This is a genomic window from Martinezella hainanensis (assembly GCF_900094555.1).
Classification (GTDB): domain Bacteria; phylum Pseudomonadota; class Alphaproteobacteria; order Rhizobiales; family Rhizobiaceae; genus Rhizobium; species Rhizobium hainanense.
Window position 1 is genome coordinate 1 of the sequence record NZ_FMAC01000026.1, and the last position, 24374, is coordinate 24374.

25 protein-coding genes and 1 pseudogene are annotated in these 24374 nt (G+C 56.1%); 8 read left to right on the top strand and 18 right to left on the bottom strand.

Translation table 11 applies throughout. The annotated features are described in order from the left end of the window. Nucleotides 1–78 precede the first annotated feature (78 nt). The 11 genes from tnpC to repA form a co-directional block, all read right to left on the bottom strand. Nucleotides 79–1680, bottom strand: coding sequence for an IS66 family transposase (gene tnpC / locus GA0061100_RS33610; RefSeq protein WP_075856339.1), 1602 nt, complete (start codon nucleotides 1678–1680; stop codon nucleotides 79–81). A gap of 53 nt (nucleotides 1681–1733) precedes the next feature. Continuing rightward, a complete protein-coding gene (gene tnpB, locus GA0061100_RS33615) occupies nucleotides 1734–2087 on the bottom strand; it encodes an IS66 family insertion sequence element accessory protein TnpB (protein WP_075856340.1) in 354 nt (117 codons plus the stop codon). Continuing rightward, nucleotides 2068–2490 carry an IS66-like element accessory protein TnpA gene (gene tnpA, locus GA0061100_RS35600; RefSeq protein ID WP_075856341.1) on the bottom strand — a complete coding sequence of 141 codons (423 nt, stop codon included), beginning with the start codon at nucleotides 2488–2490 and terminating at the stop codon, nucleotides 2068–2070. The genes tnpB and tnpA overlap by 20 nt, the downstream gene beginning before the upstream one ends. 54 nt (nucleotides 2491–2544) lie before the next feature. Continuing rightward, the gene (locus tag GA0061100_RS33625) at nucleotides 2545–3711 is read right to left on the bottom strand and encodes a PIN domain-containing protein (protein WP_075857194.1); all 1167 of its coding nucleotides are present in this window, start codon (nucleotides 3709–3711) and stop codon (nucleotides 2545–2547) included. A gap of 452 nt (nucleotides 3712–4163) precedes the next feature. Then, nucleotides 4164–5111 (bottom strand): hypothetical protein, encoded by a 948-nt coding sequence (locus GA0061100_RS33630; protein ID WP_075857195.1) that lies wholly within the window; start codon nucleotides 5109–5111, stop codon nucleotides 4164–4166. A 7-nt stretch (nucleotides 5112–5118) separates the two neighbouring features. Beyond that, entirely contained in the window at nucleotides 5119–5829 is a 711-nt protein-coding gene (locus GA0061100_RS33635; protein ID WP_083961523.1) for an ATPase, read from the bottom strand. Nucleotides 5830–5836: 7 nt separating this feature from the next. Next, on the bottom strand, nucleotides 5837–6013 hold the full coding sequence (locus tag GA0061100_RS34980; RefSeq protein ID WP_167459862.1) for a hypothetical protein: 177 nt from the start codon (nucleotides 6011–6013) through the stop codon (nucleotides 5837–5839). Nucleotides 6014–6328: 315 nt separating this feature from the next. Further along, on the bottom strand, nucleotides 6329–7459 hold the full coding sequence (locus tag GA0061100_RS33640; protein ID WP_075857196.1) for an RHE_PE00001 family protein: 1131 nt from the start codon (nucleotides 7457–7459) through the stop codon (nucleotides 6329–6331). A 665-nt stretch (nucleotides 7460–8124) separates the two neighbouring features. Continuing rightward, complete coding sequence (gene repC, locus GA0061100_RS33645) at nucleotides 8125–9375, bottom strand: plasmid replication protein RepC (protein ID WP_075857197.1); 1251 nt, start codon at nucleotides 9373–9375, stop codon at nucleotides 8125–8127. A gap of 153 nt (nucleotides 9376–9528) precedes the next feature. Then, a complete protein-coding gene (gene repB / locus GA0061100_RS33650; protein ID WP_075857198.1) occupies nucleotides 9529–10521 on the bottom strand; it encodes a plasmid partitioning protein RepB in 993 nt (330 codons plus the stop codon). A gap of 79 nt (nucleotides 10522–10600) precedes the next feature. Next, nucleotides 10601–11803 (bottom strand): plasmid partitioning protein RepA, encoded by a 1203-nt coding sequence (gene repA, locus GA0061100_RS33655; protein WP_075857199.1) that lies wholly within the window; start codon nucleotides 11801–11803, stop codon nucleotides 10601–10603. An 858-nt stretch (nucleotides 11804–12661) separates the two neighbouring features. Between repA and GA0061100_RS35055 the strand changes: the two are divergent. The 3 genes and pseudogenes from GA0061100_RS35055 to GA0061100_RS33675 all read left to right on the top strand — a co-directional run. Continuing rightward, nucleotides 12662–12892: pseudogene (locus GA0061100_RS35055) on the top strand (methyl-accepting chemotaxis protein); the annotation flags it as partial. Nucleotides 12893–12906: 14 nt separating this feature from the next. Then, nucleotides 12907–13389 carry a chemotaxis protein CheW gene (locus GA0061100_RS33670; protein WP_167459863.1) on the top strand — a complete coding sequence of 161 codons (483 nt, stop codon included), beginning with the start codon at nucleotides 12907–12909 and terminating at the stop codon, nucleotides 13387–13389. A 132-nt stretch (nucleotides 13390–13521) separates the two neighbouring features. Then, nucleotides 13522–13758 carry a hypothetical protein gene (locus tag GA0061100_RS33675; protein WP_075857202.1) on the top strand — a complete coding sequence of 79 codons (237 nt, stop codon included), beginning with the start codon at nucleotides 13522–13524 and terminating at the stop codon, nucleotides 13756–13758. Between the two features lie 238 nt (nucleotides 13759–13996). Here the strand turns inward: GA0061100_RS33675 and GA0061100_RS35365 are convergent, their stop codons facing one another. Then, a complete protein-coding gene (locus tag GA0061100_RS35365) occupies nucleotides 13997–14122 on the bottom strand; it encodes a transposase (RefSeq protein WP_342197053.1) in 126 nt (41 codons plus the stop codon). A 361-nt stretch (nucleotides 14123–14483) separates the two neighbouring features. Here GA0061100_RS35365 and GA0061100_RS33685 point away from each other — a divergent pair, with 361 nt between their 5' ends. Both GA0061100_RS33685 and GA0061100_RS33690 read left to right on the top strand, forming a co-directional pair. Continuing rightward, nucleotides 14484–15569, top strand: coding sequence for an alpha/beta hydrolase family protein (locus GA0061100_RS33685; RefSeq protein ID WP_075857203.1), 1086 nt, complete (start codon nucleotides 14484–14486; stop codon nucleotides 15567–15569). A gap of 25 nt (nucleotides 15570–15594) precedes the next feature. Then, on the top strand, nucleotides 15595–16647 hold the full coding sequence (locus GA0061100_RS33690) for a TniQ family protein (RefSeq protein ID WP_244558032.1): 1053 nt from the start codon (nucleotides 15595–15597) through the stop codon (nucleotides 16645–16647). A gap of 59 nt (nucleotides 16648–16706) precedes the next feature. Here GA0061100_RS33690 and GA0061100_RS33695 read toward each other — a convergent pair whose 3' ends face one another. Beyond that, nucleotides 16707–17048 (bottom strand): hypothetical protein, encoded by a 342-nt coding sequence (locus GA0061100_RS33695; protein ID WP_075857205.1) that lies wholly within the window; start codon nucleotides 17046–17048, stop codon nucleotides 16707–16709. A 119-nt stretch (nucleotides 17049–17167) separates the two neighbouring features. Between GA0061100_RS33695 and GA0061100_RS33700 the strand changes: the two genes are divergently transcribed. Further along, nucleotides 17168–17665, top strand: coding sequence for an NUDIX hydrolase (locus tag GA0061100_RS33700; protein WP_075857206.1), 498 nt, complete (start codon nucleotides 17168–17170; stop codon nucleotides 17663–17665). A gap of 38 nt (nucleotides 17666–17703) precedes the next feature. Here the strand turns inward: GA0061100_RS33700 and GA0061100_RS33705 are convergent, their stop codons facing one another. The 4 genes from GA0061100_RS33705 to GA0061100_RS33720 all read right to left on the bottom strand — a co-directional run bounded on the left by GA0061100_RS33705 (nucleotide 17704) and on the right by GA0061100_RS33720 (nucleotide 22367). Continuing rightward, nucleotides 17704–18621 (bottom strand): recombinase family protein, encoded by a 918-nt coding sequence (locus tag GA0061100_RS33705; RefSeq protein ID WP_075857207.1) that lies wholly within the window; start codon nucleotides 18619–18621, stop codon nucleotides 17704–17706. Nucleotides 18622–19379: 758 nt separating this feature from the next. Beyond that, entirely contained in the window at nucleotides 19380–19994 is a 615-nt protein-coding gene (locus GA0061100_RS33710; protein ID WP_208621615.1) for a GNAT family N-acetyltransferase, read from the bottom strand. Between the two features lie 106 nt (nucleotides 19995–20100). Next, nucleotides 20101–21768, bottom strand: coding sequence for an IS66 family transposase (locus GA0061100_RS33715; protein WP_075857209.1), 1668 nt, complete (start codon nucleotides 21766–21768; stop codon nucleotides 20101–20103). Nucleotides 21769–21911: 143 nt separating this feature from the next. After that, nucleotides 21912–22367 (bottom strand): GNAT family N-acetyltransferase, encoded by a 456-nt coding sequence (locus tag GA0061100_RS33720; protein ID WP_075857210.1) that lies wholly within the window; start codon nucleotides 22365–22367, stop codon nucleotides 21912–21914. 215 nt (nucleotides 22368–22582) lie between these two features. Here GA0061100_RS33720 and GA0061100_RS33725 point away from each other — a divergent pair, with 215 nt between their 5' ends. After that, nucleotides 22583–23362, top strand: coding sequence for a TIGR02391 family protein (locus tag GA0061100_RS33725; protein WP_075857211.1), 780 nt, complete (start codon nucleotides 22583–22585; stop codon nucleotides 23360–23362). Next, nucleotides 23359–24069 (top strand): hypothetical protein, encoded by a 711-nt coding sequence (locus GA0061100_RS33730; RefSeq protein ID WP_075857212.1) that lies wholly within the window; start codon nucleotides 23359–23361, stop codon nucleotides 24067–24069. The genes GA0061100_RS33725 and GA0061100_RS33730 overlap by 4 nt, the downstream gene beginning before the upstream one ends. Here the strand turns inward: GA0061100_RS33730 and GA0061100_RS33735 are convergent. Next, on the bottom strand, nucleotides 24064–24374 hold a 311-nt coding region (locus tag GA0061100_RS33735; RefSeq protein ID WP_075856099.1), incomplete at its 5' end, for an IS5/IS1182 family transposase. The two genes, GA0061100_RS33730 and GA0061100_RS33735, sit on opposite strands and share 6 nt — an antisense overlap.

Here is a 24374-nt window from a genome sequence, read left to right on the forward strand (position 1 = left end):
GTAAGCGCGATTTTCCATGCGCATTGACGGCCTGACCGGTGAACCGCCCTCGCATCTGTAGCGATTATTCCGGCTCTGTTAGGCGGCGGCAGAGGCTTTGGAGAAGTTGATCGGCAACAGGTCACCTATGTCGGCCGCTTCCGTCCGCTGCGGCAACTCGATGAGCACGTGGCGCAGCCATGCCAGCGGATCGACGCCACAGGCGCGGCAAGTGAGCATCAGACTGTAGATCACGGCACTGGCCTTGGCTCCGTCGGCGGTGTCGCTGAACAACCACGATTTTCTTCCGGTCGCAAAAACTCTGATCTCGCGTTCCAGAACGTTGTTATCAATCGGCATCCTGCCATCGCTGGTATAGCGTGTCAGGTAATCCCATTGATTCAGAGTGTAAGACACAGCGTCGCCGAGCTTGGTATCCGGCACGACCTTCGGCGCGATATTGTCGAGCCACGCCTTGAGGGCATTCAGGATGGGCAAGCTGTGTTGTTGTCGGAAGCGGCGAATGCAGTCGGCCTGCGTTTCATTGGCGCCGTTCTTTTCGCTTCGGGCCTGCCTCTCGATCCTGTAAAGCTGCTCGAAGAACCGAAGCGCTTGCTCCGGCGGCCCGCCGCCGTTCTTTCTGGCCTTGAGCGCGTCAACGAAGCGTCGCCTGGAATGGGCCATGCATCCGACATGGGTTGCACCATTCAATGTGCGCCATGCAGTGTAGCCATCGCTCACCAATATGCCGCGGTAGTCTCCGAGGAAGGTCTGAGGGTAAATCTGGCCGCGGCCGGGCTGATAATCGAGAAGCACGATTGGCTCGTCGCTGTCCTCGCTACTGCGATATGCCCACATATACGACGTGCTGGTGGCTTCCTTGTCCTTCTCCTTCAGGACTTGAACCGTCGTCTCATCGCCATGAATGAGAGGCTGCGATCGCAACCGCAGTTTCAGCGCATCATAGATGCGGTGCAGATGCTTCTCGCTTGAGCCGATCACCCAATGAGCCAGAGCGCCACGGCTGATCGGAACACCGGCCCGCTCAAATGTTTGCGCTACGCGGTAGAGCGGTGTGCCATCGACGTATTTATGAACGAGCGCGAAGGCCAGCGTCGAGGCCGTGGCGATGCTGCCAGGCAGGGGCTGGGTCGGCATTGGCGCGATCACGACAGGCGTGTTGATCCCGGTGCGGTCGCAATGACGGCAAGCGTACTTGAACCGCACATTCTGCAGGACCTTCGCCTTGACCTCGATATGGAGCTGCTCGGTCACGGCCTCGCCCATGCGATGCATTTGATGACCGCAGCAGGGACAGGTCTTCTGGTCTTCGGGAAGGTCGTATTCGACACGCTGGCGCGGCAAATCTGCCGGCAGAGGCCTGCGGCCACGCTTCTTGCCCGTCTGACCCTCTATCGCTGGCAGGCCAGTGTCCGGAAGCTTGACGACGTCGTCGCCGGCATCACCGTCGCTACCGTCATCGTCGCCCACCGCCTCTTCGGCTTCGTTGAAGAGGCGGTCGATGTGCTTTTCGCTGCGAGGAGCAAAACGATGGAGCTTTGCGAGTGCCAGTTCCTCTTCCAGCTTGACGACCCGAAGCGACAGCGCATCCTTCTCGGCTTTGAGCGCGGCGATTTCGGCAGCATTTGCCGCCAACTGTGCCATCAGTTCTGCAATGCTTGGCTCGCCGGTTCTCGTCATCAGATTCTTGAATCTGAACCGGCCCTGCGCGTCAACAGCTCAATTCGCCATCCTCAGCCGGCGATCTGATATTGCCGAACCGGATGGCGCACCATCGCATCAATATCGATGCCGTCCAGGATCCAGTGGAGCTGCTCGGTCGAGAGTGTCACCACCACAGTCTCTCGGCGGGGCCACCTGAACTTGTCTTCCGTCAATTTCTTCAGGACCATAACAAACCCGGACCGATCAAAGAACAAAAGCTTCACCCGGTCACGCCGGCGATTGCAGAAGGCAAATACCGCAGGAGTAAACGGGTCCAGCGCCATCGTCTCCTGGACCAGGACTGCAAGGCTGTTGATGCCTGCCCGAAAGTCGATCGGCTCTCGGTGCAAATAGACCTCAAGATCAGCGCCCAGTCTGAACATGACCCAGCGCTCCTACGATTGCGACCAGTCCATTCACATCGTCGTACTCAACGGTCAGGCTAATCCCATTCGGCAGGAGCGCACTCACCCTGGATGCATGAGAGTGCTTGCCCAATGGCTCGGTCTTCGCCAGCAAATCGCCGCCAGAGGCCGAGGAAATATCTGCAGCAATCCGAACCGGAACGAACCCCGAGACCAGAGGCAAAGGACGTCCTTCTTTGGCTCTCTTCACCCATTTCCGAACAAGATTAGCATTAACGCCGTGCTCCAGCGCCAGACGCGAGACCGAAACGCCGGGTTCCAGGCAAGCCGCGACAAGCCGATCTCTCCACGCAGGGTCATATCGACGACGGCCGTCGCGACCAACAAGCCGCACTTGTAGTTTAGGAGCATCTTCATCCATGATTTGGTGTCCACCTATTTTTGGCGGAAACTTCATGCATCAGAGCACCGCGCTTCAGAAGGCGCACAGAAATTCGCGCTTACCTTTGTTCGAGAGATTCGCTCTTTGCGGGTTGCTGTCGTCGGGAACAACGTCCCACTCAAACGAGACTGCACCGGGGAATCGAATTCGTGGAACCCGCAACGACGAAATTGCGCGGAAGCGAAGATCGGCGAAACCGTATGGCGATTCAGCGGTGGGCGCGCGCGGAAAATCCACGTCCCAATCACGCGCCTCGTCTCGGTCCTCGTCCGGCTCCTCTCCGTCATCGACATGAAGATGCGCGGCCCCTTCCAGGCGAATAGAAACGTCGGCATTCTCGAGGGTGACGCGCCCGGCGTTGATGACTTCAAAGGGAATATCGAGCGCCATTGGGGCCGAGTTCAGTTTTTCATGAAAAGTTGCGACATGCTGTTTCACTCGGTCGGTGAACGACGCGTAGTTGCGGTCGTAAGTGACCCAATCGATCGGAGAATGTCGACGCGTCAAGGACGATATGTCGCTTTCGGTTTGCGGTCTCTTAAGTTTGGGGTTCGCGGCTAGGGTACGCCGAACAATTTCCTCCTGCAGGTCCTGCGGAATTGGCGGAAGGATCGGTCTAATTAGGATGATGGGATCGCACGGACACCCCAGCTTCAACAGCATACGTGGTCTCTTGTCTTCCAGCTCATTGATAACTTGCGTCAGTTCCCGAACCTTCTTCTTGTCAGCCGACTCTTCTGGCGGCAGACGGAACGACATCGGTGGCTGGATAGAGTTAATGCCGTACCTCGATGCCTTAATGCGAGGGCCGCTATCGTCGGATATAAGCGCCGCTTTGCCATCTTCGATCAGGTGCGCAACGAGTCGATCGTCTGGGTCGTTTTCATCTAAGAGGTGGTACTCTGACCACCTATGGCGCAGCGGAAAATCGATTTCGAGAGTGATGATGTAAGGTTGCTCTCGCAGGACCGACGCATCTGCATTTGGGATGCCATCGATCAGCTGAAGCGCAGCACGCGCGCGCTTTCGGCGGCGCTCGTTGCGGTCGTTCTTGAGCTTGTCTAGCTCTTTGATGACGTGCATCGATACCACGATGCGAAGCTCTTTTAGGCCCGGAAAGATGGCCTGCCACTCCAGAGTGCCGAGATCTTTCATCTCGATGAAAATGTTGGCGTCAATAAAAATCCTGTGAGTGCTCATAAGGTAGGCTCGTTGTTTCCAATCCCGTCTGCGAAAAGCTACTATCCACCGAAGGCAGAAACAATCCGTTCGCACGCTCGCCTATCATACAAAATGCAACGAGATCGACAGAGGCGGCGCACTGCTTGAGGGCGGTTTGCCGGGTGAGATGGCAGTTGCGGTCAGGTATTTCCGGCGAGCTCGCTTTCCCAATGATTGCGGCTCCTCAATAGCTGGCATGCTCACTTCCGACGCCTCTCATCGATCAGAGATCGATCTCCGCCTCGGCTGCCATTGCGCTTTCGTTTAATGCCTCGCGGAGCTGCGCCGATGTTCATTGTGGGGACGGACCCCACGCCCGATAGATTTCCCTTAGGGCAAGCCTTACCGCAGGCTCTTCATGATCGCGAGGGTTCGTGATCGAAATCGTTGCGCGACACAAAAAGCTGCCAACCGGAGGCAGTCTTTTTCTTTTAGATGATCGGCGCCGTAGGGACGAGACGACGGGCCGTGATCCCTCCTCCGTCTCGGGCGAGGAGCTCGACGAGGGCGGCGTTCGGGCCGTTGACGAAGAGATTCCGGAAGACGGGTTCGAACTTCGCGTGCGAGAACGTCATCTCTGGAAGCTTGACGTCAGCCAGCGTGCCAGCGAGGTAATCAGCAATTCGAATAAACTCAGCGTACTCGTTCTTTCCATCCCATCCGGGTAGACCGAAAAGGAACTCTGGGTCGAGAGCATCCTGGCCATTCATCATCCGGTGAAGGTGGAAATAGAGGAAGGCGAGATCAAAGGCTACCTTATCGTGCTTGTCGAACATGGCATCCCGATCGCTGATCCAGCGGATGAATTTCGGCTTCTTCTTGAGTGCCAGATGCCGACAGACGATCGAGGCAAAAGCAGCACAGAGGAGAATCTGTCGAGCCAGAGTAGAATTCGGGGAGCGCCTTTTCATCTCGGTCTGGAAGCTCGCCAGCCGCCTGTCCACTGCCCGGTAATAATCAACCTTCTCCGGGATCATGCTCGCGATCTGTCCGACGACTTCCCGCATGTCCTGCAGAGCGCCGCTGATGTTGTCGTCGGTCATGTAGTCACGAAGCAACTTCGACTTCTTGTCGACCAAGTAGCTGACGCTGAATACGACCGGACAGCCCAGGTATTCGATGAGGCCTTCCGACGACGACCGGGATCCCTTGATGTCGCTCGGCGCTACCGCCGCGATGTATTCCTCTATGTTCAACTGCTTGTCGTGGTTGAGAACTATCGCGAAGGCAAAAGTGTCATTCGCCTTTTTGGGATCTGCGATGCAATAATCGGAAAAGACGTTCCACGCCAGACCCTCAGGAAACTGCTCAAACCATGCTTCGAGATCGGCCGAGATGGTCCGGTACACGGTTTCGAGCAGATTGATCAGTTCGAACATGCCGCTCTCACTTTATGCCCGGAGGCTTGGGCCTGCGTCCAGGTGACGGCTTCGAGACATCCAAAGCAACGTCTTCGCCTCGACGAGCTGCCAGCTTCGGCACCTTCCGGAATCCTCCGTCATACCGCACGAGACCATAGGCTTCGCAGACCTTGGACGAGAACTGGCGGTGCAGCTCCTGCCGATCGTCGATGTCGAAGGACAGGACTACGCCGGAACGGATCTCGAACACCTCGCGCGGCGTCAGGCCGCTATTGTCCATGAGGATCACCTCGTCTGCGATCCTCAAGGCTTCGGTCAGCTTTTCCAGCGATCCTTTGTGTCGCCTGCGGATGTCCCCCTCCGGGATGTCGTGACCGCCCTTCTCTACCCGGCGCTTCACGCGCTCGATGTTCGTCTCGACGGAATCCAGGGCAACATAATAGAGGCCGACCTTAAACCCGGCCGCTTTCGCCTCGCGCATCAGCCGGATGGACTGCTGGCTGCTAAGCGTGCTTTCGAAGATGAATGATTGCCGGGTTTCGATCATCTCCGCGATCTTGCGGAGCGCAGCTTCCGAGGCTCGACGTTCCTTCGACTTGCCGTCGCCGGATTCGGGGAGCGTCTTGGCGATCTCGTCGGCGTTGATCCAAACGCCTTCGAGCTTCAGCTTTGCGAATGCGGATGATTTGCCGGAGCCGTTCGGGCCTCCAAGGATTACGCAAGACAGTTCCGGCATGAAGCGATTACTGCCTCATGAGGGTGGGAACGCGCTCTTCATGCTCGTGCTCGGCGCGATTCTTGCGCTCGTTTTCGAGGTCCTTGGCGGAGAGTGGCAAGCCCAACCGACGGCTCTCGGCAAGAGCTTCCTTGCCGATCTGCATCAAGGCTTCCTTGTTCTCGTGGTATTTCTGCAAGAGCATTGTCGAACTCCTATTCCCCACCTAGCATAATGCTTTCGGCCGCCGGCTGCAAATTTCAGCTTGTGCCAAGTTCCGCCGATAGCAATACCTATTGCAACGGGCCGACGACGACCTCAGTGCAAGGTCCGGCAGCTTCAGTTCCTAACTCTTCGTCGACCCCGTGCCCCACAGGTCGGAGTTCTTATCGCTTCAGGTTAATGTAGATGTCGACGGGCCGATGACACTGAGGCACTTTCTCAGCAATACTATTCGGCCATTTCGATACAGCCCTGACATTGTAGTATCTGGGATTGCGGTGCAACCGCGCAAAAAGCATCAAAATGCGCCCCATGCCCGAAACCTCCCCCTCCCCGTCATCTCTCTGAGGCCCAGCTCCAAAACGATCCGCCGCGCCGCCTGCGGCGTCACCTCGAGTGTCTTGGCCACCATGCCGGCCGACACCAGCGGTTTCGCCATCACCAACTCGACCAGTTCCGGCAGTTTTGACGACGTCCGGCGCCCGTCCAGCTTCCGCTCCATCATTTTTCGCGCGAGCGCCAAACGATCGTGCTCTTTCAGCCCGATCTCGGCGACCGCTATCAGGCCATGGGCGATGGCCAGTAGCCGGGTTTCCCGGTGGCGATGCCGGCGCCGATCGACGGGAATACTTTTCAGACCGAGATTGACGGCGGCCAGATGGGCACCTGACGTGATCCCGGCCTGGCGCAGGATGGACGCGCACAGCAGTCGACCAAGCCAGGGGGCGTGCTGAAGCACGGAAAGCTCGTTCCAGGCATCGAGTGCAAGAATCGCCTGCAGCGCCGCGGGCAAGTGTTCGGCTTGCCGCAGCACACCGCGCCATTCCTCAAGCCGTGCATCCTCGTCCCAGTCGAGATCATAGATCATCGGATCGGCCGGAGCCCGGCCGGGCTTCCTGGCTCGTTCGATTGCTGCGTCCGATCGGGCCAGCAGCGCATCAATGGCGGCATAGTCGACCCCAGGCAGATCTTTGGCGTCATCACCGTCATCCGCCTCCCCTTCCCTATCCGTCGCAACTGCCCGCCGGGTCGCGGCGACAGTCAGCGCATCTCCGCTGTCAGCTGACATAATTTCGGAGGTTTGTCGCAGCGTCCGGACGCCGTCGGCCGACAGCGCCCAGTCGGCTGACTGGCCAGAAATGCGCTGGCGGGTGCGAAGAACGTCGCGGGCGATGGTCAATTCGTGGGTCGGTGCGCGAATATCCTTTGTGGCATCGTGGAGGACGAGGTCTTCGAGGTGAACAAGTTCGCCATCGAGCCAGAGGGAAGCGCAGGCGTCGGTGAAGTGTGACTGCTCCATCCAGCCGGCGCCGATCGGCGAGCGGGCGATGCGCTCGTCGAGACGCGCCAGAGCAATCCCAGCGTCGAAAGCCGGTCGGATCAAGGCTGTCATGCTGATTTTCGTAAGATCGTAAGCCATTGAAATTATGGTAAACGATTTCTTATAAGAACTCCATATCAGTATTGCAGTTCGCTACATGGTATAATCGTTGGTTGGTGCCTTAACCATCGATAGGTATCAAGTATCGCGAATTGCCGCCTGAATGATCTTTTCGATGTCTATCAGTCTTCCTAGTTGAGGGGATTCGCCTGTAAATCCGGGCCGTTCGCCAGTTTTCACCCAGGATCGGTGGACTTATTTGCCTGGTCGAGTGGAATGACACTCGCCGAACCGGCCGGCCAGCAGCCCCTCCCCTCCTTCTTCCCTGCGTCGGACTCCGCCTAAACGACACGGTCAACGCTGATTCCTTCCAAATCCGCCGATTTTGCGCGATTTCGGCCAAGGAAGCCTCCTGACGCGCGTTTAGTGGTCGCGATGGCGAAGGTTCTATCCGTCGCCCAAAATCACGCTGCATGCCTCGCAATTTTGATGATAAAACACGCTGCAAAGGATCATTTTCTCGCGCATTCATTATCCGTACAAAAGTCATCAAAAACGAACCAAAGCTGATGCCGGAGGTTGCAAACGCCAGTTCGCCTCGTCTGCCGCAACGATTGATCGGATACTCCACGCGTAGCTTTCGTTGCGACTGATCGCCACGGAAATGCAAGGGTGCCGCCATCATTATCCAAGACTGAGTTCTTGGGCATGGTTCATGAGGCATTAGCCTTTGATCTCAGTAAGGCTGAGACCATCGGTCTGATGGAGAATTGCCTTTGTGCGGCGCGTCGGCTGAGATTGCGCAGATAGGCTCCTGCGGAGTTGATATTTTCGCCTTTTTCGAAGATGCAGGCGATAGCTGCGCTTGCGTTTTCCGGTCCCATGACGACGCAGGCTTCACGAAAGACGGAAGTCGTTATTTGGAGCATCGGTCGCAGGACAGCGGTGGCTATCAGGAGATCTCGCCATGTCCTAATGGAACCACCAGGGCCATAGGGGTGGATCTCGGAGCAGGCGCGTAAGACGGTGTCCAGATGAACGTCTGGTTTAGATGAGAAAACAGGTTGGGTTGGGATCTTCGTGGGTTGTTGATTAATCGTCAATGGTTGGAGGTCTGTTGGAATAATCAGATGTGCGGCGTCCAGTGCTTCCTGTTTGGTTTCAGATTCAGAAAGGGAATGTGTATTTGAATCCTTTATGTGCCGCTCATTTTGGGATTCATTGGCGCACTTTTTTTGGACATTATAGTGATTTTCCAACAGGTTGACGATCCTCATCCGAAGCTCGGTTAAACGGAGGAGAACCGACTGAAGTTCTTCGAGGGATGGGCGGCGAGGCAGACCTACCAGGAGTGACTTGAATCGGTCATCAAGATCTGGCCAGTCGCCCTCGATCTCGGTATCGTGAGCTGTCGCCATGAGCTTCGTAATTTCGCGGCGGCAAAGGCTGATCTTCTCGCGAGCGATATGAAAAAGTTCGCGCTCGGCGGAAATCTGACCGGCGATTTCCTCTATCTCTTTAGCTCGAAACAGGAGTGGAGCTAGGCTAAAACCGTAAGCTTCGCTGATATCCCCCGACCGGCTCCGGCGGGCATACCGTTTCCCGTTCGGGCTGTCCTTGCGCAGAATGAGACCAGCATCCACCAGAGCGGCTAGATGCCGCCTGAGTGTGGCTGCTGTCATCCCACGTGCCCGAATGGAAAGCTGCGCATTGGATGGGAATACGATTAAGCCATTCGAGACGGACAGCTCGTCTGAAGGATAGAAGGACAATAGTGCGTCCAGCACCGTCAAGGAGCGATCACTGACATTCAGGTCCTCGCGAGCTTCGCAGATTGTCCGGAAGAGCTTCCACTTGTTTCGCTTTACCTCAGGGGCGGTCTTTTCGGCTTGTTTATGATTTGCGAGCGAGGCAAGTGTCATCGCCCGCCGCCCGAAGGGCGTCGTTATGCATGAGGCATCCATGTTCTTCCACCTTCACTAAGGCAAAAGAAATTCGTTCACCAAAACGGTGCCAAGACTCTTGACGGGGATTCGTGAAAATGCGATTCTCTGATTGCTACATACAGAGGAAGGCTTCCACGACGGCAACGTTTGGGGGCCTTTTTTCTTTTGCGGTTAATCTCCTAATTTGGCCTGTTCGTTACGCTGGAACGTCTGATAAAGCGTTTCCAGTTGATCGGATAAGAATGCTCCGAATTTCGATGCGTCTTTTGATGTCAAAGCGAGCGTAAAGGTCTTTCCGGACGATTTTGTCGTTACGGAAACAGCTTTGGCTGCGACATCAAATTGGCGAAGGCTCGGAGATGTCGCAGGCTTCTTGGGCTTTTTGTTCGTCTTGAGTTCGGTGAGAAGCAGATTAAAGCGTTCCGGCTCGGTCGCGTTCCGAAACGTGTCAGTACGAACGAATTCAAGCGCCCGCTCAAGGTTCGCCGGCATTTGGGCCAATTTTTTCAGATCTTCCCAACGGTCGCGACCGACACCTTTCGCGGCGCCCACGGCATCAAAGACGCCTTCGGGAATTGTTTCCACGACGGACAGCATTCGCGAGAGGAGTGTGTCATCGATCGTAAGGGCGACCTTCACAACATCCTTGCTCATTCCGTTCGAAATGAGCTTCTTCGCAAAGAGCGATTTTTCAATAAACGTGAGATCGGAGCGAGCAGTGTTCTCCTGGCCTTGCGCGATAACGTGCGCAATGTCTTCCAACTGCTTGACGACCGCGCGTACAGGTATGTTGAGGTCGCGTGCAGCGCGGGCGCGGCGATGGCCGAAGACGATCATGTAGCGGCCCTCGGCATCTGGATGAGGGCGCACGAGGATCGGTGTTGACTGGCCAGATTGCCTGATTGCTTCGCGAAGCTGGACGTAATCCTCCTGGTCATCACCGATACGGTCCGCAACGAAGGATCCCTCAAGCAAACCTGGGTCGAGGGATACGACCGTCTCGCCCTCAAGCATTCGAATTGACGTTTCCGCGAGCTCGTCGAGTGATTGCATCATCGAGCGCGAAGCGCCACGTCGTGTATATTCGGCACGGACGTCCGCGGTTCGCTGGTGCTCTTCTGCCGTTGGCTGTGCGAATTTCGCCAAAGAATGGTTTCTGGCCATTACTTCCCTCCCCTAGCGTTTCCAAGTCGATGATTTCGCGTCAGATTTCGTGATTCTGCACGGCTGTCAAAAGGGACGGTCATTTGCGGCCCCACGCTTTGTGTATGAGACCGGTGATCTCTCCATTGACGGAGTTCAGGCATTCAAGTGCCCGGTCGTAAGTTGATCGAGTGAATTGGTTTTTCTCGACTTCGTAAAGCGTCTGCTTAGTGATGCCGGCATCGCTGATCGCAGTTGATTTCAGCATGTGGTGTTGCAGCATGCGCTTCGAGAACATAGCTTGCATGAAGCCGACCATTTGTGCCTGCGGACCGTCTGTCGGCTCATATCTCGTTACCAGATACCGGAACCAGTTCAGCTTCACGCGAGCGCCCGCTCCCTTGATGGATTCCAGGATCCCGCCAAGCATCAAAAGGAATTGGCTCATGGACATGATGTCGAGCATCTGCGGATGAACTGTAATCAGTACAGAGGTGGAGGCGGTCAGGGCGGTCAGTGTGAGATAGCCGAGCTGCGGAGGGCAGTCGATCACGACGACATCATACCGATCTTCCACCTCCTTCAGGGCGCTTGAAATGCGCGTAAAGAACAGGCGGCCTTCTGGAGAAGACTTGTTTGAGGCAGCAAGCGGCGTCTGGTATTCGTACTCTTGGAGCTCAAGATTGGCCGGAACGATGTCGAGGCCAGGGAAATTGGTCGGCTGAATGATTTCGGTAATGGATTTGCGATGGTCGTCGTAGCGCAAAGTCTCGAACAGTGACGGGTTCTTGTCGAGTTCGGGTTGGATGCCGTGTAGTGCCGTAAGCGACGCCTGAGGATCGAGGTCGATTGCGAGCACCCGGTGGCCCGTGAGTGCTAGGTACTGCGCGAGATGCGCTGTGGTCGTCGTCTTGCCGGACCCGCCTTTGAAGTTGACGACCGAAATGACCTGCAATGGCTCCCCTGCCCTGCGATGTGGCACATAGCGCTTGAAGTCGCTGCGTCCGTTCTTATCGAGGAAATGGCGAAGCTCCAACATTTGCTCGGCCGAATAGGTTCTGCGCCCCGACGAGGTCGTCGCAGGAACCGGGCCTTTGCCCTCGAGGTGAAGTTTCTTGATGTGGTTTTGCGTTACCCCGAGATAGTCGGCGACTTCGGCCAGAGAGAAGGAGCGTAGACCTTTTTCTGCATCCGGCGGATATTGCTCCAATCGGAGCATGTTCAGATTGTCAGAGATTAATTCTCCTTGCTGGAGAATCTCCTGGTCAAAATCAGATGCCTCGATGTTGGTTGCCATGTTCATACAGCCGAATCCAGAATAACGCTTTTAGCTCAAACGAAGTCCAATAAGCGTTATTAATACCGACGATTCTACCTATTCGGCAAACGCTTTTTAGTAAACAAAACCTTAACGCTCTTGGGTCCCAATTGAGCGTTTTGGAGAATGGCGCTTAACATGCTGATTTTATTACCATAAATGCGATTCTGCACGGCTGTCAAATAGATGTGGGTGACGACCGCTCTCATTTCGGGGCGCAGATCTCTTTCGAAAGTTTTCTCTCGCCAGTCATCGCCGGCGATCTGCAAGACCGCAGATTGTGATCCTCGCCTATTGGAAAAGTGACAGCACTGCTCGCTGCCCAGCTAATTGAGTGACGCCCCCTCCCCTTCTTTATAGTTTCGTCAGCCCCTGTTTCTGAGGTGCGGGACCTCGTCTCCATTGAGGTCGCACGACAGGTAAGGGTGACAGCGGTCGGCCATCGGGCATTCCTTCTTCGTCTGGCGAAATGAACTCGAACGAGAGCCTCACCGGCGGGCCTGCTCCATCCGATCTCCATTCTGGAAACGCCCTTCCATTGGGTGACGAGATGAAATCGCTGCACAAGGTATTGCTGCTAATGCGACGTTCGTTGATTGGGTTTACGCGGAGCTTTGCCGGGTGGAATTGGATTCCTACACAATTAGGCATACCTATAGTGTGGCTGTGATCCATGGGTGAATTTTGATGATCGGTCGCCATCGGCTTTCACTGATGCCTCTGCCCGAGCTTCAGCTCTTGGCGTTCGCGCTCGATGAAATCGTTGTCAACGTTGGCTAGTCGACAAAGCTTACGGAAGACGCCCGCATTGTTGCCAGCCAGGCCAATCAGAGCGTGCAGAGATCCGCGGAAGTGGTTTCTCATGCGGAAGAGGCGATGCGGCGGAACGAGGAGAGTTCGCAGCAGATCTCCAACATTATCGGCGTCATCTACGAAGTCACTTTTCAGACGAACCTTCTGTCTCTCAATGCCGGCGTGGAAGCGGCCCGTGCTGGTGACGCGGGCAAAGGCTTTGCCGTCGTTGCTCAGGAAGTGCGTGAGCTCGCACAGCGCTCCGCTGCGGCTGCCAAGGAATGGGACGAATTTTGATGGAAACCGCAGGCAATAGCACGACGCTTGAAATCATCGCTTTCCATCGCGGCGAGCAACGATTCTGTATCCGGACGACTTCGATCCGGGAAATCCGGGGATGGGCGGCGGCGACGCCGCTGCCCCACGCTCCGCCTGATGTTCTTGGTGTGATGAACCTGCGCGGTTCCGTGATCCCGGTCATCGACCCTGCGGCAAAGCTTGGGGTTCGCAGTGTAACTCATACCGATCGCAGTGCCATCGTTGTGACGGAAATTGGCGACAATATCATCGGTCTCGTAGTCGATCGTGTTTCGGACATCCTGTCAATTGGCAGTGACCGGATCCAGCCAGTGCCCGATCTCGGCAGGACCTTCGATCCGGCGTTTTCTCACGGGATCATCCCCCTTGACCACGGTATGGTCTGTTTCCTCAATCTGGATCATATGTTTGCCAATCTTGAAGGAGCAACCGACCTTTTGCTCTTTCAGTGTGAGTCCTGACTGCAACACCGATCAGACAATCCGCGTTATGGCCAACGTCGCACTGGATTTCTTTCCTTCACTCCAGCTATTCGCTGAGTAGCGGAGTGATTTGAGCGGACCAAGTGGCCGCCGTCTGCAGCAAGGTACGTCATGACGGCGCAGATGATTGCAGAATGGGCGATACAGAATGGTTTCAATTTGCATGATATGTGGACGTATCGTCGCAACGATGACAGGGGTACGCTCACCATCGAGATAAAAAGGCTTTCCGTGGTACTGATCGATGAGAGGGCCGGTGTGCGCCCGCGGATTGTCTCCAGCTTGTTCAAGGATCTGTTTTTCGGGAGCCCGAACGGCAAACTCGATCGGTTTTTGCTTGACCGTTGAAGAGGATCGAGCACCAGAGTTTCGATGCTTTTAGAGCGTTTCACGTTTTGATGGAAGCGTAGCCTTGTTGCGGCTTTCCAGTTTTCGAAAGATGGCGATAGCGCTTGCAAAGCCTCGTCTGGGCCTTCGAGCCGATGCCTCTGGTCTCCTACCGAAGATGCTGGCTTCGTTTTAGATGAACGTGCCGTTCACGGGGCGGGTGCCGATAGGATCAGGGCGTCAACCGTCATGATGCGCGTTAAGGCATTGCCGGTCGTGGTGACGCGCGTCGTCGTACGGTGCTACCACTGGAATGTTCGTTCGGCACGCGCCCCAGCCATGCCATCAACTGCCGTGGATTTGAGAAGCTGCTGATTTCCGTGATGACTTAACGCAGTTCTACGTCTGGCCACGATCCAACCGAAAATTTGAACGTTTAGGCTCATCCTCCGACTGTTTATAAGGACATACGTTCCCAATATAGCCTTTAGAATATGAAGTAGGAGAGATTTGCGCTCGCTCAGCGGACTCACGTTGATCTGATTCATTTTCAGCGGCACTCCAGGCTGAAATCCAACTTTCCCGTTCATCCCTTGCCCACTCTAGATCGCAGGGTAGGGGCGAAGGTCGCTCCAAGACAGAGATCACACGCTTGGCGGTCTCGATAATGATGCGATAGGCGTTGCTGGTTTGTTTGACTTGAGGCCCAAGCCCCGCATTCCCGGTCGGCACGTAAGCGCTTGCTCATGCAAACTTGCGTCGGTCGTGAGACAGCGGTCTTTGCCTGGCTCGATTGGCAGAGCGGCGAGGAGACCGTCGTGGTCGAGCATCCGCGCTTTGACGTCCGAAACGTTCTCGTTCATCCCACAACTTTCGACCTGGAAGCAGCCAGCATCGTTGGAGCGCGGCAGGACTGGCTTTATGTCGCGCCACAAGTTCGGACCGACTTTGAGATGATTCAAAATAGGTTGCCTGGGTTTGAATTTAACATCGTTGGCCAGTCCGACGAGAACCGGACCTGGATTGTTGATGCCCATAAGGCCGAACAGGCTTTGACCACCTTCCTTTACGATCGCGACAAGGGAACCATGACCGAACTGTTTCGAGCGCGGCCTGCGCTCGATGCTTATAGGCTCGCGCCGATGCGTCCTGTCGAAGCGAAATCACGCGACGGCCTTGATCTGTTTTCCTACCTCACCCTGCCCGCCGGCATCACAACCGAACGGCCGGATACTCCCTTGCCGATGGTGCTGGATGTGCATGGCGGACCGTGGTCCCGCGATCTCTACGGCTATCGCGGCGACCATCAATGGCTCGCCGATCGCGGTTATGCCGTGTTGTCGGTGAATTACCGCGGCTCGATGGGCTTCGGGAAATCGTTTATTGCGGCCAGCGAAAAGCAACATGCCGCTAAGATGCACGACGATCTCATCGACATGGTCGATTGGGCCGTCCGCGAGGGCATAGCGGACAAATCGAGGATCGCGATATTTGGCGCATCCTATGGCGGTTATGCGTCGTTCGTCGGTGCGACATTCACACCCGATATCTTTTGCTGCAGCGTGCCTGTCGTCGGCATCACCAATCTGCAAACATTGCTGGAATCGATGCCGCCCTATTGGTCCGGCTTTGCCGATTTCATGTATCGCAGCTATGGAGATCCGAAAACGGAAGAGGGGCGGGCACTTCTAGCCGAGCGTTCGCCAATTCATCAGGTTGACCGCATCAAGAAGCCGATGCTGATCTTTCATGGCGCGAACGATGTGCGTTGCAAAGTGGCCGAAAGCGATACGATCGTCGCAGCCATGCAGGCCAAGGGGATATCCGGATGAGCTGATTTCGTCCTGGCAGGCTAGGGTGGCTTGTCGCTACGGATGCACGCCGGCCGAAATCGAGCTCTGGTTGGGATATGAGGACCGGCCGCTGGCTTCTAGCGGTTTCGAATTACGCGATTTTCGGCCGGATCCAACGGCCGTCAGATCGTGGGCGCGGGCCGCCAGATTAAAGATCGCCGATGTCGAAGCAATGATGCTGAGCCGGTCGGTGAGAACGATCGACTGGTATGTTGCTGACCGTCGAGAGCGGGGAATTTGCCCGGATTGTCTTGATGAGGATGTGTCGGTGGGCCGAGATCATTATCTCCGTCGCGAATGGGCTCATGTTGAGGCTGCAGCTTGCGGCAAGCATCGCCGACTGCTGCAAGATTTCTGCGATCGCTGTTTTGCGCGTGGGCGCTTCGGCTTCGAGTGCATCGAGGAATCGGCGAGGCTCGTCTGCGGAGGCTGCTCGACCGTGGTATCGGGCGTGCAAAATAAAATCGAGAGTGCTGCCAATCTGGATTTCCTCCTCGTGCTGACGACATTGCTAGGCGCCGGTGTCGAGGGTAGGGAGGATAGCATCGCACCGGATGAGATAAGGACTGCGATCGAAACCTTGTGGTCGCCATCACAGGCAAATGGAAAGCCGTTCATCGCCTGGCTTAGCCTGAAGCTTCCCTGTGGGCGCGTTCCCGTTTGCGCCGTCCGAGGCAACCCTTTGGCCGGCCTGTTGCTACCCTGGCGCATCGCTACATTCGTGGCGACAGCGCAGTTGCTTGATCTGGTGCAGGCAAGGCGATGGTTCGGACCGCCGCCACCTTATCTCGAGGATGAGTTTGCCATCCGTAAACGTAGTCCACTGGCACGACCTGCTGGACCGCCCGATTCCGGTGGAGCGCCAGAAACTACTCGAAAGTTGAGCGTTCGATCAGACGCCGAGTATCGACGTTTGGCCGAACAGGTCATGGCCAGCCAGGATTGGAAGACCATTTTGGCCATGAAAGGGAGTTCGCGGGGCCGAAAGCTCGGTCGCCTTATGAACCGCGCACTCAAAGGCGAACGAGACAGAAGCAATGTGCCTCGTCCAATCTGATCCTCGTCAGGCAACAAGATTCAGTAGCGTGCGCCGGCAGTCACTCCCTGGTCCGCAGATTAAGGCGCACCAGGCGACGCTAGTGATGCGTCTTTCTCCCTCTTCGCGCGCTTGCGCAGCGGAGCAGGCTCGCGATCCTCGTGTTCTGCGTCGTCCTGTTCCAAATCGCTTTGACCGATCTCGTCCATGCGATGCTTGATCGCGAGGGCGTAGATCGTGCTGAGCACGTGACGATCGGTGACGTCCGGATCGGTCAGCGCCAGCAGGGCTGCACGGACAATCTTCTTGCTCGACGCCTTCGAACAACGATTGACGACGAACTCATACAGGGCCTTGTCGGACAGGCCTTCGGTCGCTCCGTCCACGAGAGCATGGTAGATCTTCTTGCGTTTCTCGCTCATCAGAATCCTCCTTTTCTTGTAGCAGAATAGTCACTAAACTGTCATAAACAAGACTGCAGATCATCCGGGAGGGTGAGTGAGATCTCCAGGCGCTATCTCACTCAGCGTAGGAAGCAACGATGATAGTTGCATACAGCGTTGGCAGTGAAGCTATCGGGGAAAAGCCATCCTTCGCAATTTTGCAGGCGGGGGCCATTTGTTTGCGCATGGGGGCAACACCCGACGACAGCGAAATTGCCTTGGTCGTCAGCCGCACCAGCGGATCCTGGGGTATTCCAAAGGGGCATGTCGAGCTTGGCGAAACAAGTCAGCAGGCGGCCGAGCGAGAAGCTTTTGAAGAGGCCGGCGTGGAAGGCTCCGCGCTGGAGCCTGTTATTGGGCGGTTCTCCTATCGCAAAGAAGGCCGTTCGCTGCTGTATAGCGTCTCCGTCCATCTCCTGCATGTTCAAGCGATCGCGTCGTCTTATCCAGAGAAAGACGAGAGGCGCATAAGGTGGGTTCCGCTGACAGTCGCAATGCGAGAAGTTGCGAACCCCGAACTTCGCCGGATCATCGCTTCGGTGATAACCCATCCGCACGATGATCGTCATCTCGGCGAGCGGCAAGCCTTCTTGTGACTGCGGAGAAGCTCAATCCTGTTTGACGGTGCGCTCAATCAATATCGGATGAGGCCGAAGCGGTGTGCCTCGTCCAACAGCGCTCTAACGGACGACGGTTGCCACTTTCTGCCGCCACGTGCCGGTCGTTCCCCCATTTGGTCCAGTTGTGTAGCAATGTCACGCAGCGACAAAGTGGGATCGGCAATGGTGATCGCAGCAACAAGCTTCATCAAATGGTCCTCTGGCGCGCGGCGCGGTGACCGGGCCAGCAGCTCTGGCTCCGCAAGCTTCTCACGAACCATCCGGTGAACAGCACGTCGGAGCCGTTCGACGGTCCAGTCGTGGCCGCGGCGATTGAGGACGCGGACAACATTGTCCCAACTGTGCTGCGGCCTGAGCTGCCGCACGGTCGGGAGCCACGTCTGCGCCGACGAGATCAGTTCGTCGAGATAGAGTTTCTCGCGTGCTTGCGACACGGCCTTGATCGCTTCCGGTCGGCGTTCGCGCAGACCGGGGTTGCCGGCAAGCCTGCCGCGCGCCTTGGCGGCCTTCATGCCAGCTTTGGTTCGTTCAGCGATCAGGGCGCGTTCGAGCTGGGCGACGGCGCCAAGCACCTGCAGCGAGAACATGCCCTGCGGCGTCGATGTGTCGATCGGATCGCGCAGTGAACGGAAATGTACCCCGCGCCCTTCGAGGTCCTCGATCACCTGCAACAGATGGCTGACCGATCGGGCCAGACGGTCGAGACGAACGACCACCAGCACGTCGCCGGCGGTGAGATCCTTGAGCAGTTTGGTCAGCACCGGTCGCGCGCGTGAGATGCCGGATCCATGCTCCTGGTGAATGCGGTGGCAGCCGGCGGCGCGCAGCTCATCCACCTGGGCGTCGTTCAGCTGATCATCCGTCGACACCCGGGCGTATCCGATCAATCGCTGCGGCGGGGGAGGCGAGCTGGCGGTTGCAACCTGCGGCATCAGTTTTGGCTCGTTTTCGAGGGCGTTTGTACAGATAATGAATGTCTGAGAAAAGGGCGGTTTGCAAGCGTGTTTTATGACCAGAATAGAGCGCCATTCAACCCGTTTTCTCGTGTGAGCTAGGCATCCGCTCATCGCGACGCCTGAAAGCGCGCCAGTGGGCATTCATGGCGGAAATGCCCTAAAATCGGCTGTTTCGGAAGGGAGCCAAGCTGGACTTGTCATTTTGGACAGGCTTCGACGCCAGAAGGCGGCCGGGGAGGGGAGGAGCTCGACCGGTCCGGCGCGTCGCTTCCGCTCAATCGGGCAGAAATTTCCACCGATCTAAAATGAAAAAGCCGCAAAAAGCCCGGATTTGCGGGCTTTCCGCCGATCCTCAAGGACTGACAGACCGATTTGCGCCCTGAAATCAATCATCATCGATAATTGATACTTATCGATGATGATAGGGTCAGAAAAAGTCCGCATGACCAACGGAAGCTAGTGGCAAATAAGATTCATTATGACAAAAAAACAAGGTTAATTCATATGGTTAATGCACTGAAATTCCGAAAATCTAGATTTGAACTAAGTAACTGGGGCAAAATCGATGGCAGTGCCGAATTGCTAGGCGCCGCCGCTGGCGCGCTTTCCACTTGGCAGTGGGCAGGGGACACTAAGCCGTAGACGTGCCAGAATTGTCAGACCCTCAGACGTTTCCAAAGTCCATTTACTCGGACCAGCAAATCGACAGAATTCCCTGTCACTCCGAGAGCAAACTACGCCGATATTTCAGTGCTCGTGCGGGGCTTATCGAGCTGCCATTTAAGATTGCTTCGCACTGCTGGCCATTCTGAAGAGATAATGCTGTAGACGCATGTGTCGCGAAGACTTCCATCACGCATGCGCATGTGCTGTCGCAGAACGCCATCAAGTTTTGCTCCCAGGCGTTCGATGGCACGTCGGCTCTGATGATTCATAAAATGCGTGCGGAACTCGACCGCCAGGCAGCCGAAACTATCGAATGCATGCGATAGGAGTAACAGTTTTGCTTCCGTGTTTAACGGTGTTCTCTGAACACGAGTGGCGTACCAGGTCCCGCCAATTTCCAGACGTGGAGCTGCGCGATCAATATTGAGATACGTTGTCATTCCGGCCAAACGCTGCGTACGTTTATCGACGACCGAAAAGGGTATCATGGCACCGGAGGCTTGGAGTGCGAGGCATCGATCTATGTGCGCCGACATGTCCTCAGGTGCGGGAACGCCGGTGTACCACAACTGCCAGAGATTGCCGTCTCTTGCGGCTTCCACAAGTTGATCGTGATGTTCATATGCTAGCGGAAGCAAATCGACATTCTGGCCCGACAATATGGTTGCTTCTATAGCTGGCACCTGACGTTCCCTGATTTCGCAAAATCGCAGTCTTCACGTTAACGCAACGTAACGTCAGGTCAACGACGCTAAACTGCCGATCACATCCGTCAGATATTTCGAAGGCTCAGGCTTTTGCCGTAATAAGACCTGCCAGGGGTGAGATCACATTGCCGCGGACACCAAGCCGATCGCCGAGATAGTGATAGAAAGACAGACCAAGCTTTTGGCACGTCTTCATCAGGCCGAGCATGGTGTCGCGAGCAATCCGGCCGTCTCTGCTCATGGTGCCACCGGAGATTTTTCGCTTAGTGACGAAGGTCCGCAGGTCGTTCTCCGATGCATTGGTGTTGAGCGGGATTTCCGGTCGCTCGAGCACGCGCAGCAGTTCCGCCTTGCGGCGGTGCAGTCGGACCAGCAAGGCGTCGAGTGCGTCATAGCCGGTGTGCAAGGTAAAGATCCGGTCGAACCGTCGTCGGAAGGCCGGAATTGCCCGCGGGGAAGGCCTCTGCTTCCAGACCTTCAGCGCCTTGTAAAATCGCCAGACGAGATCGCGGACCAGCGTGACCGATCGAACCTCTTTCGCCTTTGCCGGCATCAGCTTTTGCAGAAGACGCTCGCAATGGACCCAGCATAGGGCGTGATTGCCGATCCGGAACTGGCCGGCGTCGTCGGAGATGATCACCATGTCGCCGACAAGACCATGATAGCGGATACAGCCCCAAAGTCCGGCTTCGGTCAGCAAACCAATCCCCTGCCTGTCGAAGATCTCGACACCCTTGCTGGCCAGATGCTCCAAAAATGGGACTTCATTACAGAAGCGTTGCGGCTCGAATGAGTGCAGTCTGGCGGCAAGACCTGGATCGGCGCGACGGCCTTCCAGATAATCGAACGCGGCATCGCTGAGAACGTAATCCCGATAATTGCCGCGCAGCAAGGACAGGAAGTTCAGCCGCGATTTCGACTTGGTGGTGCGGAAGACAGTAAAGTGCTCACTGCCGATCTGGGTGGTATAAAAATTGGAATGAGCATGACGGGCGCCGGTGTCGTCGACTGTGATGTAGGAGGAGGACACCAGACCCGCATGCAGCACCGCTGCATCCTCGGCGATGAAGCCATCCAGTCCCTTGGTCAAAAGGCGCACCACCTGGCGCTTGGAAATATCGATGCCGATATCGTTCAGCAATGTCGTGAGCCGTCCGGTCGTCACCTGGCCTTGAGCGTGCAGCATCAGGCAAAGGCGCCTCAAGTGCACGCCGAAGCCACCCATAATCCCGGCGGGAAGAGGCGCCAGCACGGTCTTGCCATCGGGCGTGACCCAGCACTCGCGCTGGTAACGCACGAGCTCTGCACGTAGGACTAGATCGCGTACGACAAAGCTCCTGTACCCCTTGAAACGCGAGCCGACCGGAACGATGGCGCGTAGGACCTCCTCCCGGCTCACCCGTTCCATATCCAGCTTCGGGCCGCGCGGCTTTTTCTTGCCCACCTGCCTGTCGCCGGATTTGATATCGGTCGCCTTGTCCATGCCGGATGGGCGAAACGGCGGTCGCGGCGGCAGGCTCTTCAGCCGCGCGATCTCGTCGCGTAGCAGTTGGTTCTCGACCTTAAGGCGGGTGTTTTCCAGACGGAGTTCCGCGTTTTCCTCGCGGAGTGCGGCATTTTCAGCCTCCAGCTTTCCGAGGCGAGCTTCAGCTTGTTCAGCTCTTTCCAGCAGGCCGGTCACCAGGCTACGCAACGCCTTCAGCGACAACGTATCGGCATGCTCAGGGGAGGGGAGCCGTCTCTTTGCCATATCGAGACTGAATCTGATTTGCTTCGTCCGGTGAATCCCCACATCGACGGCGAGCGCCTAAGACGGACGGTTATGCACATGTCTCTGCTTCGTCGCTCAAAATCCATCCATCGGAATGTCCAGGTGAATGGAAAGCTGCCGATTCAGACTAGGCTCTTGGTCATAAAAACCGACAACGGGTCAGGCTGATATTGGCCGAACGGATTGCGGTAGGCGTAGCCAAAGTTTTCGTAGAGTGCCCTGGCGGCCAGACTGTCGGTGCCAGTCTCTAAGTTCAATCGAACGAGGCCGATTTTCCGCGCCTTTTCTTCGATTGCAGCCAGCACTCTGCGCGAGAGTCCCTGACCTCGCCAAGCTGGCCTAACAAACATGCTCTTGATTTCACCGTTGTCATCCTCACACTTCAACGCTCCGCAACCCGCAAGTGCACCATTTATCCGGATAGTCCAGAATATGATGTTTGGCCTATCGAGCTGAGCAAGGTCGAGTGTGTGGATGCTCTTGGATGGCAAGATGGCCCTAGAATGGGCCATACGCTCCTCGATCAACGCTTCGATCTCGGGACCGGCAGGCCTTTCGATCTCAACGCGAACTGTCATCCGAGCTCTCAAATCCTAGGGACGTATATTACGCACCCATACAATCGTAACTGGACGGATTTAGCAATCCTGCCCAAGATTTGATGATAAATAGGCACGGATGACGCAGGCTGCCAACGAAAGTGCCCCACTTACCTAAGGCCGTTCTTTCCCGCATCATGCATTGCAGCTAAAACTTCAAATAGCGCGGCGGCGAAGAAAGTGGGCAATCGCATATGGTCAATATACCTCAAATCATACCCGATCCAAACGTCCTTATCGCGTTACCTCCCGAGGAGGTCGGTCGTGTTCTGCTTACGGCAGCTATGGGAGCAATGCAGAGCGGAGAAATGTTTCTGCCTGATGACGTCTCTGGCCCACCGGCTCTCTATGGAAGTGGTCTCACGAGTACGGGCTTTTACCCTCATGATCGCCGCGAATACGAAATCCGCTTCGCTTTACTGGAGGGCTGGCACTGGCTTGAAATTAATATGCTCATCATGCCGGCCGGCGGAATGAATGGTAACAACGGATGGAAAGTGCTGACAAGGCGAGGGCGCGCCGTGCTTGCCGACGAGAACGCCTTTCGATCATATGCTCATGCAAGTCAATTTCCAAAATCGCTTTTGCACCCTAGCCTCGGTGACGATGTTTGGCTTGAACTTGCGCGAATTGACGGTGCAGCGAATGCAGTTTTTAAATCCTTTAGGGCGGTTGAGGAGGCCGTTCGAGCGGCCGGGGCCTTCAGGGCCGAAGACGTAGGTGTCGATCTCGTGCGTCGAGCATTTCATCCCAATAACGGACCTTTAACAAAATTGACGGATCCGGTCGCGGAGCGCGAAGCACTTTCAGCGTTGTTTGCCGGCGCGATTGGATCATATAAAAATCCTCATTCCCATAGGACGATCACAATCAGCGACATTATGGAGGCCCAGGAGATGGTCCTTCTTGCGTCGCATCTCTTGCGGATCGTCGATGCACGTAGGCTTGCAAACAGCCTGGGAGCCGAGAAATGACAAATGCCGCAAACGACCAATTTGGTCGACAAATTCTGGTGAACCTCGGAAACCGTTGGGCAGTGCTCGGCACCGCTCTTACGCTTCCCGGAACGGTGAAATTCTCCCCAGCAGATGGCAAACCGCTGGACCGAGTCGCCGATGAAGCCGATGCGGCAGAACAGAGAATTTACCAAACGCTACGGGTTAGCGATGCGGAGGTGGTTCGCGGCGGTAGCTCGGACGAGGCCGATCTTGTGCTTATCGCTCCAGATGGTAGCAGGACGCTCGTCGAGATCAAGGTCCGGGAATATCAGCCAAAAGCGAAGGACCTGGAACCGATATTTAAGAGGCTAGTGTCGTTAAATGATACGAACCTACATAAACTCGAGGTATGGGTCTTCAACGTTGAGCGGCTGAGGCTGCATATCTATTCATATAATGGACGGCACATAGACGATAAAGAATTCGCGCCACTCAATATCTGGGAGTATGACGAAAATGGGAGCTCTTTCGAGAGGAAGAGTGTTGCGGCCGAGGTCGAAGAGTGGCTGAAACGTCTCGAGGATCTCTATTTGCGAATTTCCGAATGGGTAAAGCCTCGTCCGGACATTAGCGTTATACGGACTCGCACTGTCGAGATGTCTGAAGAGCTGATGCAGAAGTTTGCAGTGGCAGATCGAGAGCTGTCTGTGCTGGACCTAGGCTCAGGACTCGTTAACTCATAGCCAGAAGATGACGGCTGCTGCGATGCATATGGCTGAAAAGAAGGTATGGGCACACCGATCGTAACGGGTTGCGATGCGTCGCCAGTCCTTGAGTTTGGCGAAGAGATTCTCGACCTTGTGCCGTTTCTTGTATAGCCCCTTGTTGTAGGGATACGGGACCTTCCTGCTTCGGCTGGATGGAATGCAGGGTTCGATGCCCTTTGCCTGTAAGGCCTCCCGGAACGCGTTGCTGTCATAGCCTCGGTCAGCAATCAGTGTTTTGGCAGGTGGCAAGGCTTCCAGGACAAGGCGAGCACCCTTATGGT